The organism is Fibrobacter sp. (assembly GCF_017545445.1).
Lineage (GTDB): Bacteria > Fibrobacterota > Fibrobacteria > Fibrobacterales > Fibrobacteraceae > Fibrobacter.
In genome coordinates, this window is record NZ_JAFWOM010000011.1 from 61,663 (window position 1) to 82,777 (window position 21,115).

A 21,115-nucleotide genomic window follows, 5' to 3' on the forward strand; every position below is an offset into this window, starting at 1 on the left:
GAATATGAATAAAAGTTTTTTTTCTATTGTTAGTGCAATTTTGTTCTTAATTCTTGTCGCTTGTGGCGGTACGAAACCTGAATCTTATGAAGTAAATGCAATGTCTAGTAATGAATCTGCTGATTCTACAGCGGATTCCGGGATGCACATGATGGACCCACGTGATGGTCAAATTTATAAGACCGTAGCGATCGGTTCTCAAACTTGGATGGCTGAGAACTTGAATTATGAAATGGCGAATAGTACATGCTATGACAACTTTATAAGTAATTGCTATAAAAATGGCCGTCTCTATGCTTGGAAGGCTGCACTTGAATCTTGCCCTGAGGGATGGCATTTGCCGACACAATCGGATTGGCATGAGCTTTTTTCTGCTCTTGGTGGGAAAGTTACTGCGGCCATAGCGCTTAAGTCACCGAAAAATTGGGGAATGGACTCGTATGGGCATAATAGGGCGACGAATGCTTCTGGCTTTTCTGCACTTCAAAGTGGGTATGAAAAAGATAATGGGGAGTTTAGTTCCGTTGGAGAAGCTTTTTTCTGGAGTTCTGATTATTACAATGATAGCCTAGCGTATTTCATGGGATTAAGAAGCGAAAGTGATGAAGCGTTCTTGCTTGGAGAAAATAAGGGCAATAAGTATTCTGTTCGTTGCCTTAAAGATGATTCTTTAGCTAAAAATGAATTTATCGGAAAGAAAACTCTGCCTATCGGCGAAACGAGTAATCAAATGGTCGATGTTCGCGATGGAAATGTTTACAAGATTGTGACTTATGGTAAACAGACTTGGATGGCGGAGGATTTGGCTTATAAGGCCGAATACGATGATAATTGCATGAGATTCTATTGCCGAAATATTGGATATTATACATGGAAAACTGCGATGGGGGAAGCGTACACTCAAAAGAACAGGACGGGAACCGTGCGTGGAATTTGCCCCATTGGTTGGCATTTGCCGGATACGACCGAATGGAATACTCTGATTTCTGTTTTAGGTGGTGAAAATGCGGTGTTTGATGTTCTTGAATCGACATCTGGTAATGGATTCTCCATGGTTGCTAATAATTATGAAATAATATGTGCTGAAGATAGCTCTGAGAGTATATGCGGAAAAACTGCAGCTTTTTGGAGTTCCGACAATGATAGTGATGATGATTATGCTTATGGAATACGTCTTGAAGTTTATTCGAAAGAAAAAAAAGAAGTGGGGATTGATTACGTACGTAAACGTAATGATATACCGATTCGTTGCGTGAAGGATGAGTCTGCACGGGAAAATGCATTCCCTGTTGAATTGCAGAAAAATACGGAAGGAATTGAAAAAGCGACCATTATGGATTCTGTTGTTGATGCCCGTGATGGTAAGACGTATAGAACAACTAAAATTGGCAATCAAGTTTGGATGGCCGAAAATCTCAATTACAAGACAGCCGGTAGTTTTTGTTACCATGACTCTACTCAATATTGCGAACTGTATGGCCGTTTTTACACTTGGGCTTCGGCTATGGATAGTGTGGGTGCTTTTAGCGTAAATGGTAAGGGATGTGGTTCAGGAACGTCTTGTCCCCCGAATTTCCCGGTTCGTGGAGTTTGTCCTGAAGGTTTTCATTTGCCGACTCTGACAGAATGGAAGAACTTGGTGGCTACGGCTGGTGGCGAATATGATGCGGCATCAAAACTCATGTCTGCTAAGAAATTGGAAGAAGGTTTTGATTGGGTAGAGGAAGGAACGGATGATTATGGATTTTCGGCGTACCCGAGTTGCAATATGGAACATGATGGCACAAGCGGATTTTGTAACCCACCAGTAAATTATTGGAGTTCTATAGAAAGTAGTACAGACAAGGCGTATCATATGTCTCTCCAACATTCGAATAATTACAATGGCAAAGGTATTCAATTTAGCGGTATTGAAAAGCATTATGCATTCACCATCCGCTGCGTGAAGGATTAAGGGGGATGTGCTATGAGGTTTGGGGTCGCACCTACGGTGCTTTGGGGTATGGGCTAAAGCAAAAAGAAACGCATCTGCAAAGAGAACCGCGTAAGAAGATCCCGGAACTAGTCCGGGATGACAACGCAGCCACTCAAACCTCATTACCTATTCACTAACCACTTCCTATTTCCTACCGCCTACTTCCTACTGTTTACTAACCACCAACCACTAACCACTGTTTACTAATGACTATTGACCAATGACCAATAAACGTTTTTCTTTTTTATTCGTTGTCTTCTTGCTTGCTGTTCTTGCGTCGAGTTCTTTTGCGAAGAATTCGTCTGCGGAAAAATACGGCTTCATGAAGGATTCGCGTGACGGTCAAATTTACAAGACCGTCCAAATAGGCAATCAAGTGTGGATGGCGGAAAATCTGAATTACGAAACGCTTGATCAACATATCGATTCTGAGCTTGTTTTTTGGGGACAAGGTGGTTCATATGACGTGCCGACTAGCTACTGTTTTGACGATGATTTTATCAACTGTACCCGATATGGTCGTCTTTATGCATGGAAAATAGCGACGCTAGCTTGCCCTGAAGGCTGGCATTTGCCGACGCGAGATGAGTGGGATACTTTGATGTCTGTTGTGGGCGTAGATAAATCTGGTAAATCGCTTAAATCTACCACAGGATGGTTTAATGGGAAGAACGGCACTGATGCTTATGGCTTTTCGGCTCTCCCAGTTGGGATGATGAATGTTTATGGAACGTATGGTGATAACAAGTACAATGCCGAGGGGCGTAATACATTTTTTTGGAGTTCTACAGAACTTGATAGTAGTGATGCGTATGGAGCGTATTTGTATTACTATAAAAATAAGATGGACTTGGTTTCGGATTATAAAAAAATGGGCGGTTCTGTTCGCTGCATCAAAGACAAGCGAGAGACACAAGACGAACGTGTGACGAAATTAGATTTCAAAGCTTTGCTGTCATCCTCGGATAACGCTGCAGTGGGCGAGCAACATCGAACTGTAGAATCCATGACAGATTCCCGTGATGGACAAACTTACAAGACCGTCCAAATTGGCAATCAAGTGTGGATGGCGGAAAATTTGAACTACAAAGTGTCTAAAAGTTATTGCTATGAAAATAAAGTAAGTAACTGTGCAAAGTATGGACGGCTTTATGCATGGAATGCGGTCATGGATAGCAATAATGCAACGTATCCTGTGCAAGGGGTTTGTCCTAGCGGTTGGCATTTGCCGGAAAATTATGAATGGGAAGTCTTGTTGAAGTTTGTGGGCCGTTCTTCTGCAGGCAAGGCTCTCAAGTCTCGCGCAGGATGGTTTGGCGGTGGCGATGGAACGGACGATTTTGGTTTTTCGGCAATCCCTGCCGGTTTCAGATATGGTAATGGTAAATACAGCAGCGATGGACGTTACGCTCTTTTTTGGAGTCCTGAGCCTTATTTGTTAAAGTACAATAATAACGATGGTGATTTTGTTCAGAAGGGAGACGGTTTGTCTGTCTCTGTTCGTTGTGTCAAAAATGTTCCGAAAGAAACAATGACTGATTCTCGTGACGGACAAACTTACAAGACTGTAAAAATAGGTTCTCAAACTTGGATGGCGGAGAACCTTAACTACAAAACGGAATATAGTTCTTGCCCCGGTGATGCGGATAGCAACTGTGTTAAGTTCGGTCGCGAATATACATGGGCTTCTGCGATGGGTATTCCTGAATCGTTTAATGGAAACGATGAAAATTGCAATTCTTGTGAAAAAATTCCGGTGACGTATCCTGTGCAAGGAGTATGCCCTGTAGGTTGGCATTTGCCAACGGAAAAGGAATGGGATACTTTGATTCATGTTGTTGGCGGATCGGGTAAAGCACTCAAGTCCAGAAGTGGGTGGGCGACAGAACCGCTAATTCGTTGCTTAGATTGCTCAGATTTTGTAGTTGGAAACGGCTCGGATTATTTTGGCTTCGGTGCTCAGGCAACTGATGGCTATAATGCTGGTTTTTGGACTTCTGTCGGCAACTATGAAACTGTTGCATATCATCTTCTATTGAATTATCGTAACCATGATGTGAATTTGAGTATTCGTGGACAAAAAACTATCAAGCACTCGGTCCGCTGCGTGAAGGATACGATTCTTGGAAAGAGTGTAGAAAAAAGAAAAAATGATATTTGGGAGGGCGGAGCAAGCCAAATATTGGAGTCTCGCGATAGTACAGGATTCGTAACAGACTCTCGTGACGGACAAACATACAAGACTGTGAAAATTGGCTCGCAAACATGGATGGCCGAAAACCTCAACTATAAAACCGATTACAGTTCTTGTTATGACGATGACTCCAGCAATTGCGCTAAGTATGGTCGCCTTTACCCATGGTCAATGGCAATAAACGCATGCCCTGTGGGTTATCATTTGCCCGATACGACAGAATGGAATACTTTGTTTGAGTTTGCCGGTGGACAATTCGCTCCGTATGGGAAAAAATTGAATGTGGGAATTCTAAAATCTGCAACGGATTGGAACAATGGTGTAAACAGTACGGATACGTATGGATTCTCTGTATTCCCAGCGGGCGAAGCGTATTATTACGGAACTGTTGGTTATGGATTGGAACTCATTGATGAATATAAAAATAAAGGTGCTAATGCGATTTTTTGGAGTTCTTCGGAAAATGGTAATTATAAAGATGCTTTCTATATAAAGTTTGATGGTAGCAATGACGCTTTGAAATCATATAATGCAAAAGAATATGTTTATTCTGTGCGTTGCCTTAAGGACTCGTTTAGTGGAGAGGAAAAAGTCCAAAGACGGGAAATAAAAGGCGAACGTTTGGTAGACCCTCGCGATGGTAAAAAATACAAGACCGTAAAAATTGGTTCGCAGACATGGATGGCCGAAAACTTAAATTACAAAACGGAGAAAAGTTCCTGCAATAAGAACGCGGACAGTAACTGTACTAAATTTGGCCGGTTCTATGAATGGGCGGAAGCGATGAATGTATGCCCTGTGGGGTATCATCTGCCGGATACGACGGAGTGGAAAACTTTATTTGCAACTGTAGGCGGTCAAGCTTCGGCGAGTAAAGTTCTTAAGTCTAAATCGCTTTGGAAAACTTGCGAGAATTGGAATTGGCAAAATGGAAATGGAACGGATGATTACGGCTTTTCTGTATTGCCTTCTGATGGCAAAGGCGAATATGCTTCGTTCTGGAGTTCTTCGGCGAATAATGGTGGTCGCTCCGGTAATTCGGTTTATTATGTGTATATGGTTGCCAAGTACAGTTATGCGGTGTATCAATCGGATAGTGAAAAATCAGAGAAAAGATCAGTCCGCTGCGTGAAGGATTGATGGGGTGGAGGGCTATGAGGTCGCTTCGCTTTGAGTTTGCCTTGCTTTGCGAGGCTTTGGACTGTTCTAATTACAATAACCTCACCCCATACTTCAAGGGGCGTAAGCCCCGTGCCCATACCTAGCAGTCACTTCCTACCGCCTACTTCCTACTGCCTACTAACCACTGTTTACTAACCACTAACCACTGACCACTAACCTCTGATCTCTACTCTCTGATCGCTATTTTTCAGCCACTTCTTATTTTGTATATTGCCTTCATAAACGAACGACGTATTTATGCATAAATTCATCCCTGCTATTGTTTTCTTGTGGCTCTTAGCTTTGGCGACGCTAATCGCGTGCAGCTCCGCCAAAAATATGTCGTTGGATTCCTCTGCAGTCATCCCGACCACTGTGCCGGAATCTCATTCCTCAGCTGCCATCCCGGACGGAGCCTGTGCTGCCTGCACTGCCGACACTGCCAGCATTGAGCAAAGCCGAAGTGAGCAACGCCGGAGCATGCCAGAATCGGATTCCGCAGATTTTTTCCGCGACTTTCGCGATGGTCAAGTTTACAAGATAGTGACTGTAGGCAATCAAGTCTGGATGGCAAGAAACTTGAATTACGAAATGGCCGGTAGCTATTGTTATAAAAATAACGCGAGTAATTGCATGAGATATGGCCGCCTTTATACTTGGAATGCGGCAATGAATGCGTGCCCCGATGGCTGGCATTTGCCGACGTATGATGAATTGGTCTCGTTGATAGAAAATGCAAGTGGACAATTTTTGGCGGGAGGTGTGCTCAAGTCTAAGGGTGGCTGGAAAAAATGCCGTCATTGCGATATTGCGGATGATATGTACGGTTTTTCTGCACTTCCCACCGGTGTCATGAACGAAGACGGTTCTTTCGACAAAATATTTGAATATGTTTTTTTATGGAGTGCTACAGAAACCGAGTCTAACCAAATTCCATACATGGGTTTTGCGAATGTTTCTAGTGTCGCGATGCTGCTTTTGGGGAATAAAAATAAAGGTTTTTCCGTTCGTTGTGTTAAGGGAACTCCTTCAAAATCTGAGGGTCCCTTAAAAATGAATGACTTGGATCGACCGGGAATTAAATTTTACGACCTCCCTTTGACGGCGAATACTCCTACATTGAATGACGAAGAAATGAAAATATGGCTAGACGAATTATAATGCTTATTCTTTATGCCGTCGTGCTTATGACTCTCGCTGCGTGTGGTGCTTCTCGTAATGAAGTTAAAGCTGATAGCTGTGCCGCTGGCGACGGACTGTGTCTAGCTGAGTCTACGGAAATGCTTGTCGATCCTCGCGACGGACAAATTTACAAGACCGTGAAAATAGGCCATCAAATTTGGATGGCGGAAAATCTAAATTACGAAACTGCAAAAATTAGAAAAGCAAAAATCAATATGTATTGTGATGATCAATTTGGAACCACGGATTGTAGCTTTTTTGCTGTGATGGGTACGAGTTTCTGCTATGATGACCACGTCAGTAACTGTGCTAAAAATGGCCGTCTTTACATGTGGAACGCTGCAAAGGATGCATGCCCTGAGGGCTGGCACTTGCCCGATACTACCGAATGGAAAACTTTGTTTGCAACTGTTGGCGGAATGTCTGTAGCAGGCAATGTCCTAAAATCTACTTTCGATTGGAACTATGGCGGCCAAGGAACAGATAAGTATGGATTTTCGGTTTTACCCTCTGGAGCGATTCGCCTTGATGAATATCTTTATGGAGTGCCTATCGTTAATTATGATAAATATAGGACTGATAGGAATATTCCTTATGACTTTTTCGCAAAGAATGAATATGCCGCTTTTTGGAGTTCTATAGAAAAAAACAAAGATAATGCCTATAGTGTTACTTTGTCGTATTACAGAGATGATGTGGGGTTAGAGGGTGATTATAAAGGGAGTGGTTTTTCGGTTCGCTGTGTAAAAAATGAACCATCTTTCGAACTGCAAAATTCTTCGTCAAATTTGAAAACGTCGATGAAAAATGAAGAATCCTCTTCTTCAGCAACTTTGTCCTCTTCCGTGAAATTCCCACCTTCGAATGTCCTTGAAGGTTCGTTTACGGATAAACGCGATGGCCGAAAATACAAAACAGTGACTTTTTCTTGGCAAACTTGGATGGCCGAAAATCTGAATTATGATATTTTAGGTAGCTATTGCTTTGGAGATGATTCTAGCAAATGTGAAAAGTACGGTCGCCTTTATACATGGGAGGCTGCGATGAATGCGTGCCCTGCGGGATCACATTTGCCGAGAATAGGTGAATGGAGGAGTTTGTTTAATGATGTGGGTTGGCCAGATGATGAAATTGTGCTTACTCCTAGTGGTACGGAGATTGTTTATGGAATGAATGATTCGTCCTTGGTGGGTAAGGTTTTAAAGTCAAAATCGGGATGGCATGGCGGTGGCAATGGAACGGATGATTATGGATTCTCCGTTCTTCCTGCTGGTTTTAGATATGGTAATGATGGGGTTTATAGCGCTGATAGAAATTTTGCGATTTTTTGGGACTCTGATTCCTTTTTGGAAAATAAAAAAGACGCGTCTGCAGTGATTTTGAGTTACTACCATGATAGGGTCGATATGTATAATGAATCGAAGGATATGGGATTATCGGTTCGTTGCGTTCTTGACGAAAGGCAGGTTGCAAAAGTTGTTTCGCCTTCAGATGTTATCAAGGGTACGCTTGTTGATTCTCGCGATGGACGCAAATACAATACGGTCACAATTGGCACGCAAACTTGGATGGCCGAGAATTTGAATTACGGAACGGCCAATAGCTACTGTTTCAACAATGACCCTGATAAGTGTGCTGCCTACGGTCGCTTTTATACTTGGGCTGCAGCGATGGATAGTGCTGGCGTTTTTGGCGTGAATGGTGAAGGGTGTGGTTATAAATCAACTTGCAATCCGCTTGGGGTTTACCCTGTGCAAGGAGTTTGCCCTGTGGGTTTTCATTTGCCAACAACATATGAATGGAAAATCTTATTTTCTGCGGTGGGTGGAAAAATATCTGCCGGAAAAATGCTCAAATCAACGATGGGTTGGGAAAAGAATGGTTCAGATGATTATGGATTTTCTGCTATCCCTGTGGGGCGTTCGTCTTTTGAAAGCGGATTTTATTTCGAGAGCTCTATCGCTAATTTTTGGAGTGTTGATGACCATGGTGGTACGAATTCTGTGAGCCTGAATAACGATGAGGATGCTCATATCAATAACGATGATGCTCGTAACCGGTATTCTGTCCGTTGCGTTAAAGACGAAAAATCAAAGCCGGGGTTTGTTCACCCTTCGAGCGTTGTGAAAGATAGTGTCATAGATTCCCGTGACGGACGAATTTATAAAACGGTCACCATCGGTTTGCAGACTTGGATGGCGGAAAATTTAAATTACGATGTGCAGGGGAGTTTTTGTTATCTCGATAGCGTTGATTACTGTTCTAAATACGGTCGTTTTTATCCATGGAATATGACTAAGGATGTTTGCCTTGCCGGTTTTCATTTGCCGTCAAAATCGGAATGGGAAACGTTGATTGAATCTGCTGGCGGAGAAGAGTACGCTTATACATTGCTTAAATCTAGAATTGAAACGATTGAAAAAGATTTATCTAGAAATGGAACAATTGGAAAAAATTTTTTATGGTATGGAAATGTTGCCGGTAGAGATGATTATGGGTTCACAGCCTTTCCTGTCGGATGCAGGTCTAGTGATGGAAATTTTGAAGAAGAAAATAAATATGTTGCAAGTGATGCTCATTTTTGGAGTTCTACAGAAAGCGATAGCCGCGATTCCGCATATTCTATGGATTTTAAACGTGATGTTGAGTGGTCTATAGAAGGAAGTTTTGCTGATTTTAAAAATGTTCTTCGAACACTCTTGAAACAACGAAATAAAAATTATGCCATGCCAGTCCGCTGTGTGAAAGATTAAGGGGTTTGGGCATGGGCTCTTGGGGTATGGGGTCGCTTGCTACATTGATGAGCTGGTTGGTGTGGTTCGACAGGCTCACCAACCTTTTGTCGAACCATGAGCTATGGGCAAAAGTAAAAAGAAACGCATCTGCAAAAAGATCCGCATAAGAGGATTCTGGAACTACAGTTACTTTTTTATTGCTATTCAAGACTTTACTGGATCCTATCGGCTGACGCCTCCAGGATGACGATCCCAACTTCCTACTGTTTACTAACCTCTAACCACTAATCACTGACCTCTGATCTCTATTTTCCAGCCGCCTCTTATTTTGTATATTACCTTCATAAACGAACGACGTATTTATGCATAAATTTATCTCTACTTTTGTTTTCATGTTGCCTTTTGCGTTGGCGATGCTTGTCGCTAGCAGCTATGCCCAAAATATGTCGTCGGATCTTTCGGCAGTCACGACCCCAGTGCCAGAATCAGATTCGTTGTCTAGGCACTCTGACAGCTTCAGAGAAACTATGAAATTTGTAACCGACCCTCGTGACGGGCGGCGTTACAAGATTGTGCAAATCGGTTCGCAAACTTGGATGGCTGAAAATCTGAACTACGCGACACCAAACAGCTATTGTTATAAGGATGTTTCCGATAGTTGTACTAAATACGGTCGCCTTTATACTTGGGCTGCCGCGATGGATAGTGCTGAAATTTTACGTACAAGTGGCTATGAATGTGGTTATGATAGAAAATGTCCTTTGATAAGACAAGTGCAAGGTGTATGCCCAGATGGTTGGCACTTGCCGATGCGAAATGAATGGCTTGACTTGATTAAAGAAGTGGGCGGTGCGTCTATAGCGAATAAAGTTCTCAAATCGAAAACGGGTTGGCTTGGCATCGGTAATGGAACCGATGATTACGGCTTTTCGGCACTCCCTGCTGGTGACGTGGATTTGGACAATCGTTTTCTCATTGGCAATGACGGCGTTTTTTGGAGTTCAACGGAAATCGGAATTTTTGATGCCTATTACATGGGCTTGGAACATAATAAAGTCGATGTTAAAAGTATCTCGAAAACACGCGGCTTTTCTGTGCGTTGCATAAAGAATGTAGATGGTGGAGAAAGCGGACGTTCTCCTTTGTCTTTTCGGTCGAATCCTCATGGTGAACCCCAAAAAGGAAGGGAATATTGGCGTAGGCCTGTTCAGCCAGACAGCGTTATTGTAGGTTCGTTTAAAGATTCTCGTGACGGACAAACTTATGGAACTGTGACGATTGGTTCGCAGGTTTGGATGTCTGAAAATCTGAATTATGACATCGGGGATAGTTATTGTTCTGACAAAGATAATGGTTGCAATAAATATCGAGGATGTTGCTATAAATGGGAAGACGCTAACGATGTCTGTCCTGTGGGTTGGCGCTTGCCGACTGAAGCGGATTGGGATACTTTATTTGAATCTGTGGGAGGAAAAAATACGGCAGGTTATGTGCTTCGGTCAAGGAATGGATGGACGGCGAATGAGTGGCTTTATAATGAGTGGTTTTATAGTAATGGCTCGGATGATTATGGTTTTACGATGATTCCTACTTTTGATTCCGAAGCGAAGTTTTGGATTTCATCGGAACGCTATTTTATGAATTTTTCCAATTATTTGTCCACATGTTGCAATATAGGCAATATAGACAAAAGAAAAGCTGAATACGAAAAAATTTCTGTGCGCTGCATCAAAGGAAATGGAACTTCTCACTCGAAATCTAAAATACGCCGCAAAAAGAAGGCTCGATCTTCAGCGGATTTCCCACCTTCGAAAGTTGTTAAGGATACCTTTGTTGATTTTCGCGATGGACAAACTTACAAAACGGTAACTATCGGCAAGCAGACTTGGTTTGCGCAGAACTTGAACTATATAACACCTGATAGCTACTGTTATGAAGATAATGTAAACAACTGTGCTAAATATGGACGACTCTACAAAAAAGAAATCGCGAAAAATGCTTGCCCGAACGGTTGGCATTTGTCAACGACAGATGAATGGAAGTCGTTGGTGAATGCTGTAGGCGGCTCGTCGGTGGCGAGGTTAAAACTTAAGGCTACCGAAGGATGGTATAATAACAATGGAACGGACGATTATGGTTTCTCGGTGCTTCCAGCGGGTAAACGGGATGGAGGGGGCGGCTATGATGGGGGGCGTATCGAATCATTTTTTATTACTTGCTGTTATGATGATGTGAAATTCGATTATGTCTATACCTATGACATATTTAACAGTCCCTATAGCCGCTTCTATGACGGAGGGAATGCGTATTCTGTTCGTTGCGTAAAGAATAATGGTGAAACCATAGAATCGTCTTCGTCGAAAGCTCCTGCTTCTTCAAGTTCTAAACATTAAATAATCGACTCGTTCACGGATTTTTGAAAATGAAAAATATTATTCTGAAATATCTTGTTTGTTGCCTAGCTTTCGTGATGCTTGTCGCTTGCGGCTCTGTAAGGAAAGATCTGTCTGGAGAGGCCTCTTCGCCTGCTGAAAAAGAAATCGAACTTGATGGATATTTGATGGATGTTCGCGACGGTCACATTTACAGAACTGTTAAAATTGGCGACCAAATTTGGATGGCTGAAAATCTGAATTACAATGTGAAAGGTAGCGAGTGCCTAGATGGCAATGATAGCAATTGCGTTAAATATGGTCGTCTTTATTCGTGGTATGAGGCGACGGATTGTTTTGAGGGACACTGTAATTTGACTTATCCTGTGCGAGGGGCTTGTCCTGAAGGCTTTCATTTGCCAACAATAGACGAGTGGAAAGCTTTTTTATCCGTAACGCATGTGGATTCAATGAGCGCTCCTCTTAAATCTAGGGTGGGCTGGAAGGATTTCGTATGTGATTTTGATGATTATTGTGTAATTGCCGAAGTGGGCGGGACGGATGATTATGGTTTTGCTGTACTTCCATCTAATGGTTGGTTCTATGGTGCGGATTTTTGGAGCTCTTCTGATATTTTTTATCAGATTAAAGCTTATAGTTTGCATATAGACGATCGTATTTTCGTTAGTGGATCAATGATGTTTCAATCGCTTTCTATTCGCTGTGTTAAAGACGACTCTTGGAGCAATTCGACAAGGCCCAAGATTGGTTCCATGACAGATCCGCGTGATGGTCAAACGTACAGGACGGTGCATATTGGCTCGCAGACTTGGATGGCTGAAAACTTGAACTATGAGACTGAAGACAGTTATTGCTGGTGGGGATGGAGTAATTCCGTTTGTACCGAATATGGACAAGGCCCTTGTATCAAATATGGACGTATTTACTCGTGGAACGATGCGAAGGATGCGTGTCCGTCGGGGTGGCGTTTGCCGACTCCGATGGAGTGGTATGCCTTGTTTTCTGAGGTGGGGGGGCTACAGGCGGCGAGTAGGACTCTTAAATCTACATCAGGTTGGGATGACGGTGAAAATGGTACGGATGATTTTGGATTTACAGTAATGGCTACGCCAAGAACGTACAGTGGAACCGATGCGATTCTTTCGGATAATTATGACGTTGCTGCGAGTTTTTGGACTTCTGCGGAACTTGATTCCGGTCGTGCGTATAAAGTGTGTTTTGATGAAGATATGGTGAATGTTTATTCTAAGACCGCTTTGGAATCTTCAATTCGCTGCGTTAAAGACGAACAAGTGCGTAATGTTGTCACACCGGCCACAATGCTGGAGCTAGATTCAAACCGAGTATTGCCCAAGAGTCATTTGGCAGGGGTCAAGCTTGATTCCATGACCGACTCTCGTGATGGTCAAAAGTACAGAACAGTGCGTATTGGATCGCAGACTTGGATGGCAGAAAATTTAAATTTCGAAACGGAGGACAGCTACTGCTATGGAAATGATTCGAGTAAATGTGCTAAATACGGTCGTTATTATAAAGGAAATATAGCGATGGAAATTTGTCCTGTAGGTTGGCACTTGCCCACGCTAATGGAATGGGAACAGCTTTTCTTCGCTGTCGGAGGACAATTCACGGCAGGTAATAAGCTGAGATCCACCGCTGGCTGGAATGATGGTAAAAATGGTACGGACGATTACGGCTTTTCCGCATATCCTATGGGTTATTTAACAAGTGAAGAAAAAATTTTCGGTGCGGGTTCTAGTGCGAGTTTTTGGAGCTATACTGTAATTGGTGATAAATTAGTGCATTCGGTGGAGTTGAAAAGTGATGATGCAAATGTTTTCGTGAACGGCGACGATGCCAAAGTAATAAAAAAAATTGCGTTATCAGTCCGCTGCGTGAAGGATTAGGGGTATGAGGTCGCTTCGCTTGAGGTCACCTTGCTTTGCAAGGGTTTGGGCATTTCTAATTACAATTGCTCATACCCCATACCCTGTAGTTAATTTCTACTGCCTACTGTTTACTAACCACTAACCACTAACCACTAACCACTGACCACTAACCACTGACTAATGACAACTGTTTCTTCATAAACGAACGACGTATTTATGCATAAATTCATCCCTGCTTTTGTTTTCACGTTGTTTTTTGCGTTGGCGATGCTTGATGCATGCAGTACCGCTAAAAATATGTCGTCGGATTCTTCCGCTGCCATCCCAGCTGTAGATTCTTCCGTTGTCATCCTGGACGGAGCTTGTGCTGCCGACGCTACTTGCACTGAGCAAAGCCGAAGCATTCCGGAATCGGCTTCCGCAGATTTTGTCTGTGACATCCGTGATGGTCAAGTTTACAAGACGGTGAAAATCGGCTCGCAAACGTGGATGGCAGAAAACTTGAATTATGAAACGGAGAATAGCTACTGCTATGACGATCGCATGAGTAATTGCCTTCAATATGGCCGCCTTTACACATGGAATGCTGCGGTAGAGGCATGCCCTGCTGGGTATCATTTGCCAGATACGGCAGAATGGAATACTTTGATTGATGAATTGGGCGGAGAGACTATAGCTGCATTGTCGCTAAAGTCAAAATCGGGATGGTATATTGATTGGCGATCCCCTCATGGAAATGGGTCGGATTCTTCTGGATTTTCAGGACTTCCGGCGGGTATGCGAAGTGATGAAGGCGATTCTGTTTATTTAGATATGGAAAATTCAGCGTTTTTTTGGAGTTCTACTGATATTATTTCATCTTTTGCGTATGGAATGAGTTTGGATAAAAACTTTATTCTGGATGAGAGACGCAAGAAAAATGCATACTCCGTACGTTGCATTAAGGGTGAAAAACGTGAGAATGACGCTGTCTCTTCTAAGTTGATAGGTGATTTCCTCACTGACTCCCGCGATGGTCAATCGTACAAAATTGTAAAAATCGGCACGCAGACTTGGATGGCTCAAAACCTCAATTACGAAACAGAGAACAGTGATTGCTTTAATGACCGTGCGGTTAATTGTGCAGAATATGGTCGTCTATATACTTGGAGTGAAGCTATGAAAGTTTGCCCTGCTGGATATCATTTGCCCGATACCGTAGAATGGAAAACTTTATTTGCAACAGTGGGCGGCCAAGCTGTTGCTGGGAAATCGCTTAAGGCTCAAACGGGATGGCTTGGGAATGGCAACGGTATAGACTCTTTCGGATTCAACGCTCTCCCTGCTGGTGAAAAAGATTTTTGGGGAGATTACGGAGTCGGTGACAAATACGCGTATTTTTGGAGCTTTGCACCAGAGGATTCTGCCCATGTCTATTACACGCAATTGATTTCGAATCGAGACGATGCGAATCTGTTAGATGACGAGAAAAACGAAATGAGAAAACTCTCGGTCCGCTGCGTGAAGGAGTGATGAATGCCTCACTCATTCGATTGACACACTTTTTCTTTAATATTTATTTGAAATCTTGTGCTATAAGTATTTATATTGTTTTTATAAATAAAGAATATGCTTATGAACAAACGTATCGCCTTTTTGCCTTTGATTTGTGTTATGTTGCTCGCGGTTTTTGTCCCGAGCTGTTTTGCAAATGAACCTTCTTTGCAAGGAACTCTCGTTGACCCTCGCGATGGTCATAATTACAAGACTGTGAAAATCGGCGAACAGACGTGGATGGCCGAGAACCTGAATTATGAAATGGAAAATACCTACTGCTATGAAAATCTTGACAGCAATTGCGTTAAATATGGTCGTCTTTATGCGTTGTCTTCAGCGAAAGAAGCATGTCCTGCGGGCTGGCGTGTGCCGACACAAGTGGAATGGAGTGTCTTGATTAATTTTGCTGGCGGACCGTTATTGGCAGGCGAAAAACTTAAATCAAAAGAGGGTTGGCTTAATGGCGGCAATGGTTCCGATGAATTGAATTTCTCGGCATATCCTGCTGGAATCAAGTTGGACGAAAATTTTAACTCAGGATCCGAAAATGGGGCTTACAGCGGAATGAGGCGTAATACCGCTTTTTGGAGTACTGGAGCTGAAAAATTTTGGAGAGCTGGGGTTGATAATTATGGCTTGTATTTGTACTACTATAATGATAGAGCTTCTTTAGTTCGCGAACCCAAGAAGAAATATGAAGGGCAATCAGAAAATTGGCTTTCTATACGGTGCATTAAGGACGATTCTCCGACATCCAATAGTTCTTCAGTCCAGAAGAATTCGCCTTCTGTTTTTACGCATCCAATTATTCCGGTTATTAGGTCTGCTCGCGATACTCTTGGAGATAGCCTTCTTATCGACTCTCGTGATGGACAAGCTTATAAAGTTGTGACTATTGGCGAACAAACTTGGATGGCCGAAAACTTGAACTATGAAACGGAAAATAGTACCTGCTATAAGCGTCAGGCAATGAACTGCTTTAAATATGGTCGTGTTTATACAAGGTCGGATGCTCTAAAGGCATGCCCTGCGGGGTATCATTTGCCAACAATGGCGGAATGGAAATCTTTGATTACCACAGTGGGTGGGCCAGAAGCTGCAAAGACTCTTATGTCCAAAAAGTGGGATGCATTGCTAAATATAGATGATTCAACGGATAAATATGGTTTTTCTGTAATCGCCCCATATTTGAATTTGGAAGTGTATTTTTGGAGCGCTTCAGAAAAAAATGATTCCAATACGTATCACATGACCTTTCGGTGTGAAATCCATGAAACTTCATATATGAAAACAAATTTTTGTTTCAAATGGCGGGCTTGTTTTGAAAAAGATGAGTATGTTGATTTGGATCAGCACGTTAATTTTTTCCCAGTTCGCTGTGTCAAGGGCGAAATTTCAAATGTTGTTGATCCTTTAGATATAGAAGATTCTACAAAATTAGACGCTTTTATATGCAGGGATGCGGATAGGTAAGTCTCGGATGACCCTTCCGGATATCCTTCAGGGGAGCCTGATACTTCTTGTGATGTTTTGGGAGATTTAGATTGCCAAGATTAGGTGCTTTATGAATAAACTGTTCTATTTGCTTTTGTTTGTTCTTTTTATGACGGTCGCCGTACTTGTGGCGTGTGGTGGTTCACGAAGAATGCCTGTTGAAAAAATTGTTGGACAAATTACTGATGATCGTGATGGTCGGATATACAAGACCGTGCAAATTGGTTCGCAGACTTGGATGGCAGAAAACCTCAATTACAGAGATCCAGATAGCTATTGCTATGGCGATAGTGTAAATTCCTGTGATAAATACGGTCGTCTCTATGGATGGGGTTCGGCGAAGGAATCGTGTCCTAGTGGCTGGCGTTTGCCTACATTATCGGAATGGGATTCTCTTTTTGCTGTTGTTGGAGCCGATTCTGCGGGCGATGTTCTTAAATCGTCGTTTGGATGGTTTAGTGGCGCGAATGGCTTTGATGAGTTCGGATTTTCTGTACTCCCGGCAGGAACCCTCTTGTCCAAGAGTAAGAGTCTAAGTGAGTTTTATGATGAAGGTCGAAGATCTTTTTTCTGGAGCTATACGGAACAATATTCCGATAGTGCCTATGCAAAGGCTTTTCTTTATAATGCACGCAATGTCGGGCAGGTTGTTTTCCCCAAAGATTCTTGGATTTCAGTCCGTTGTATTAAGGGAAATGCTTTGATTGTGGATAAAAAGAAAATGATAGAGGCTGAGCCGATTATAGATTCTCGTGATGGGAATACTTACAAGACTGTAAAAATTGGTTCGCAGATTTGGATGGCTGAAAATTTGAGGCTCAAAACGGATGGCAGTTCGTGCTCCAATAAATATGACAGCACTTCCTGTACAAAATTCGGTCGTATTTATTCTTGGGCTGATGCGATGGACGAATCTGGGATTTTTTCAGCAAATGGCAAGGGATGCACGAAAGGAAAAAATTGCATCCCGACATATCCGGTGCGAGGACTTTGTCCTGTTGGTTACCATTTGCCAACGCAAATCGAATGGAATGTCTTGATTTCTACAGTGGGAGGGAAAGATATTGCTGGCAAGGTTCTTAAGTCAGTGAATGGCTGGCGTGAACCCATGTTGAATTTTGATGAGTATGGTTTTTCGGTATTACCGGTGGGGTCAAGTTTTTGGAGTTCTACAGAGCATGGGTATGACATGTCCTTTAGTGTTTTGTTCCGTGGAGATTCAGATGGTGCTGATTTGCGTATATCCGATAAGGAACAAGGCTACATTCGTTGTGTGAATGATGGGAGTGGTTTGGACTTGAACAAAGCGGATGATTCAAGGCAAAATGTTGAGAAAAAGGTTTCTGATGCAATGTTGGATTCGCACGTTCTTGTGGATTCCCGTGACGGACAAATTTATAAGACTAAAACTATTGGAAAGCATACTTGGATGGCAGAAAACCTAAATTATGAAATGGAATATAGCCGATGCCGTAATGATTACGCCAGTAATTGCCTTAAGTATGGGCGATATTATTCGTGGAATTCCGCAAAAAAGGCTTGTCCAGTGGGTTGGCACTTGCCATCGGAAGTAGAATGGGTTGATTATATCGCTACATTAGGAGAAAATATCTCAGATGAAAAACTTGGTAAAGAAGCATTTTTTTGGAGTTCCACTAAGGTTGTTGGAAATTATATGCTTGCTTTGTATTGGCGTACAAAGAGTGGAATTTCCTTAATCAACTTAGAAAATGAAGATGAGCTAAATGTTCGTTGTGTGAAAGATGAGTCTAGACAGGAAAGTGTTGACTCGTCTTCTTCGAATAGCGTACAAAATATTATAACGGATGAACGGGATGGACAATCTTACAAAATCGTGAAAATAGGCGAACAAACTTGGATGGCCGAAAATCTACGCTATGAATCTGAGCATAGTTTCTGTAATGAAAATGATCCTGTAAGTTGTTCTAAATATGGCCGCCTTTATCATCGGGATGTGGCAGATAGGGCTTGTCCAGTGGGTTGGCATTTGCCCAATGAATCGGAGTGGCGAACGCTTTTTGCAACTGTGGGTGGGCAAACTGTAGCCGGGAAAAAACTTAAATCGACGCATGATTGGCTTTATTATAAAACAGGAGAATTTCAATATGATAATGGCAATGGAACCGACGATTTCGGTTTTACCGCTCTTCCGGCAGGGTTGTATGACTTTAATGATTTAATTTATGTGATACTTCCCAATGGAGAACTTGCAGGACCCGATAGTGAGTCTAGAGAGGGACATTATACGTGCTTTCATGCTGCTATAGATGGAGATTCTTTGGTGGGGGAAATGTGTTTGAATAATTCTAGAGATGTTGCAGAGCTGAATTCTTGGCGTGTTTACTATGCCATGAGTATCCGTTGCTTAAAGGACGATTCTGGACGCAAAAAAGTCTCAATGAGAAAAGATAAGGGAAAGAAATTTAGATCATTTGTTCCGCCATCAAAAGTTGTTAAAGGAACGTTTAAGGATTCACGGGATGGGAAAAAGTACAAGACTGTAAAAATCGGCAAACAGACTTGGATGGCCGAGAATTTGAACTTTGAAACGCCTAATAGCTATTGTTACCACAATTCTCTGGATAGTTGTTCTAAATATGGTCGATTCTATACCTGGGAAGATGCTATGAACGCTTGTCCTGTGGGCTTTCATTTGCCGTCGGGATCGGAATGGCTAGACTTGCTCTTTGCTGTCAATGATTCAACTTTTTTAGCCCCAAAATTTAAATCTGTAGGTAAAAAACTTAAATCTAAAAAGGGATGGAAACACGCTGATTCTATCCGTGGGAATGGTACGGATGATTATGGCTTTTCTGCACTTCCGGCTGGATATTATTGGAAATCGCCGTATGCTGGATCATCTATATATAAATTTGTCAATAATGGATTTAGTGCGGCTTTTTGGATGTCAACAGGAGAACTTTTTTATGATATTAGTGTTTTAAAAGTTTATCATGATAATGATATAGTCCACTATTCATCTTCTTCGGGGGATAACGCCCATTCCGTCCGCTGCGTGAAGGATTGATGGGAGTATGCCTAGAGACTCCCGAAAATTAATTTTTACTAAAAGATTCTTGTGTGACGTTTGATAAATTTGTAGTTATTCTCTTTATAGAGGATGGGAATCATGGGTAAACGAATAGCATTGTCGTCTATTGTTTGTTTTTTCGTATTTGCTGCGCTTGTTGCGTGTAGCGGTGCGAAAAAGTCTTTTGCTGATGGCGAAAATGGTTGGCTTAATAGCAAAATAAATTACGGGTCAGTTAAGGATTCGCGTGATGGTCAGGTGTATAAGACCGTAACAATCGGTTCGCAGACTTGGATGGCTGAGAATTTGAACTACAAGACGGACGAAAGCTATTGCCGTGGCAATGATTGCTTAAAATTCGGGCGACTTTACTCATGGAAATCTGCGATGGATGCATGCCCGGACGGTTGGAATTTGCCGACAGACGGTGATTGGATTGCGTTGCTTAATAAGGTGGGCGGGCAAGCAGCTGGTGGCAAATTGCTGAAAGCTACGAAAGATTGGCTTAATCTAGGAAATGGCACGGATGATTTTGGATTCTCGGCAATCCCTGCTGGTGTTCGATTTGACAATGGCAAATACAGTGCGGATGGTGCTTATGCTTTTTTCTGGAGTTCTACGGAGAATCGTGCAGAAAATGCGTATAGCATGAACTTGAGCTATTTCAATGACAGAAGCGACTTGAATGAAGCCGATAAAAAGAACGGCTTTTCTGTCCGCTGCATTAGGGAAAATCTCAGACGAGAGGGCGACGCAGTCATTCCCGATTCGCTTGCAAATTTTATCACCGATTCCCGTGACGGACAAACTTACAGGACCGTGAAAATTGGTTCGCAAATATGGATGGCACAGAACCTTAATTATAAAACCGAAAAAAGTTCTTGCTACGATGATGCGGATAGCAACTGCACCAAGTATGGTCGCCTTTACACATGGGCGGATGCAATGGATAGCACGGCGTTTTTTTCTACCAACGGCAAGGGTTGCGGTTATACTCTCGAAGATCGCGACATGTGTACTCCGAGATATCCGGTGCGAGGAATTTGCCCTCTTGGATGGCATTTGCCAACGAGTTCAGAATGGAGTGTTTTACTTTCTGTTGTAAGTGAAGGGAAAATATCGGATGATCAATTCCCAAGAGCCGGTAAAAAACTGAAATCAAAAAACGGTTGGACTGCTCCTGAAAAAGAAATAACTTTGTTGTATATGGAAGAAAATGGTATTCGACAAGAAGTACATGTGAGAACTCCGGAGGAAATGAAGCGTTTCGTCAATACAGATGATTATGGATTTTCTGTGCTCCCCGGTGGGTTCAAGGAAAATTATTGGGGATATAAAGAAGGTGGATCAAGAGCGGAATTTTGGACATCTGTACAGAGTAATTCTTCTTTTGTGAAAAATGTTTTCTTTCTTGATTACGAGACAACTGCGTTTAATAGTTCTGCAGGGATTGACTATAGTTTGTCTGTCCGTTGCGTGAAGGATTGACCGTATTGGGGAGTGA

General features: G+C 42.4%; 10 protein-coding genes. All 10 read left to right on the forward strand.

The window, feature by feature from the left end:
• Positions 1-4 precede the first annotated feature (4 nt).
• The 10 genes from IKG78_RS01255 to IKG78_RS01300 all read left to right on the forward strand — a co-directional run bounded on the left by IKG78_RS01255 (position 5) and on the right by IKG78_RS01300 (position 21,099).
• On the forward strand, positions 5-1,954 hold the full coding sequence (locus IKG78_RS01255; protein WP_290938321.1) for an FISUMP domain-containing protein: 1,950 nt from the start codon (positions 5-7) through the stop codon (positions 1,952-1,954).
• Between the two features lie 241 nt (positions 1,955-2,195).
• Entirely contained in the window at positions 2,196-5,309 is a 3,114-nt protein-coding gene (locus tag IKG78_RS01260; protein ID WP_290938322.1) for a fibrobacter succinogenes major paralogous domain-containing protein, read from the forward strand.
• Positions 5,310-5,588: 279 nt separating this feature from the next.
• On the forward strand, positions 5,589-6,491 hold the full coding sequence (locus IKG78_RS01265) for a fibrobacter succinogenes major paralogous domain-containing protein (protein ID WP_290938324.1): 903 nt from the start codon (positions 5,589-5,591) through the stop codon (positions 6,489-6,491).
• On the forward strand, positions 6,473-9,265 hold the full coding sequence (locus IKG78_RS01270; protein WP_290938326.1) for a fibrobacter succinogenes major paralogous domain-containing protein: 2,793 nt from the start codon (positions 6,473-6,475) through the stop codon (positions 9,263-9,265). The genes IKG78_RS01265 and IKG78_RS01270 overlap by 19 nt, the downstream gene beginning before the upstream one ends.
• 344 nt (positions 9,266-9,609) lie before the next feature.
• A complete protein-coding gene (locus tag IKG78_RS01275) occupies positions 9,610-11,640 on the forward strand; it encodes an FISUMP domain-containing protein (protein ID WP_290938328.1) in 2,031 nt (676 codons plus the stop codon).
• Positions 11,641-11,669: 29 nt separating this feature from the next.
• The gene (locus IKG78_RS01280) at positions 11,670-13,547 is read left to right on the forward strand and encodes an FISUMP domain-containing protein (RefSeq protein ID WP_290938331.1); all 1,878 of its coding nucleotides are present in this window, start codon (positions 11,670-11,672) and stop codon (positions 13,545-13,547) included.
• Positions 13,548-13,745: 198 nt separating this feature from the next.
• On the forward strand, positions 13,746-15,041 hold the full coding sequence (locus IKG78_RS01285; protein ID WP_290938334.1) for a fibrobacter succinogenes major paralogous domain-containing protein: 1,296 nt from the start codon (positions 13,746-13,748) through the stop codon (positions 15,039-15,041).
• A 102-nt stretch (positions 15,042-15,143) separates the two neighbouring features.
• Complete coding sequence (locus tag IKG78_RS01290; protein ID WP_290938336.1) at positions 15,144-16,538, forward strand: FISUMP domain-containing protein; 1,395 nt, start codon at positions 15,144-15,146, stop codon at positions 16,536-16,538.
• A gap of 91 nt (positions 16,539-16,629) precedes the next feature.
• On the forward strand, positions 16,630-19,608 hold the full coding sequence (locus tag IKG78_RS01295) for an FISUMP domain-containing protein (protein WP_290938339.1): 2,979 nt from the start codon (positions 16,630-16,632) through the stop codon (positions 19,606-19,608).
• A 102-nt stretch (positions 19,609-19,710) separates the two neighbouring features.
• On the forward strand, positions 19,711-21,099 hold the full coding sequence (locus IKG78_RS01300) for a fibrobacter succinogenes major paralogous domain-containing protein (RefSeq protein WP_290938342.1): 1,389 nt from the start codon (positions 19,711-19,713) through the stop codon (positions 21,097-21,099).
• Positions 21,100-21,115 lie beyond the last annotated feature (16 nt).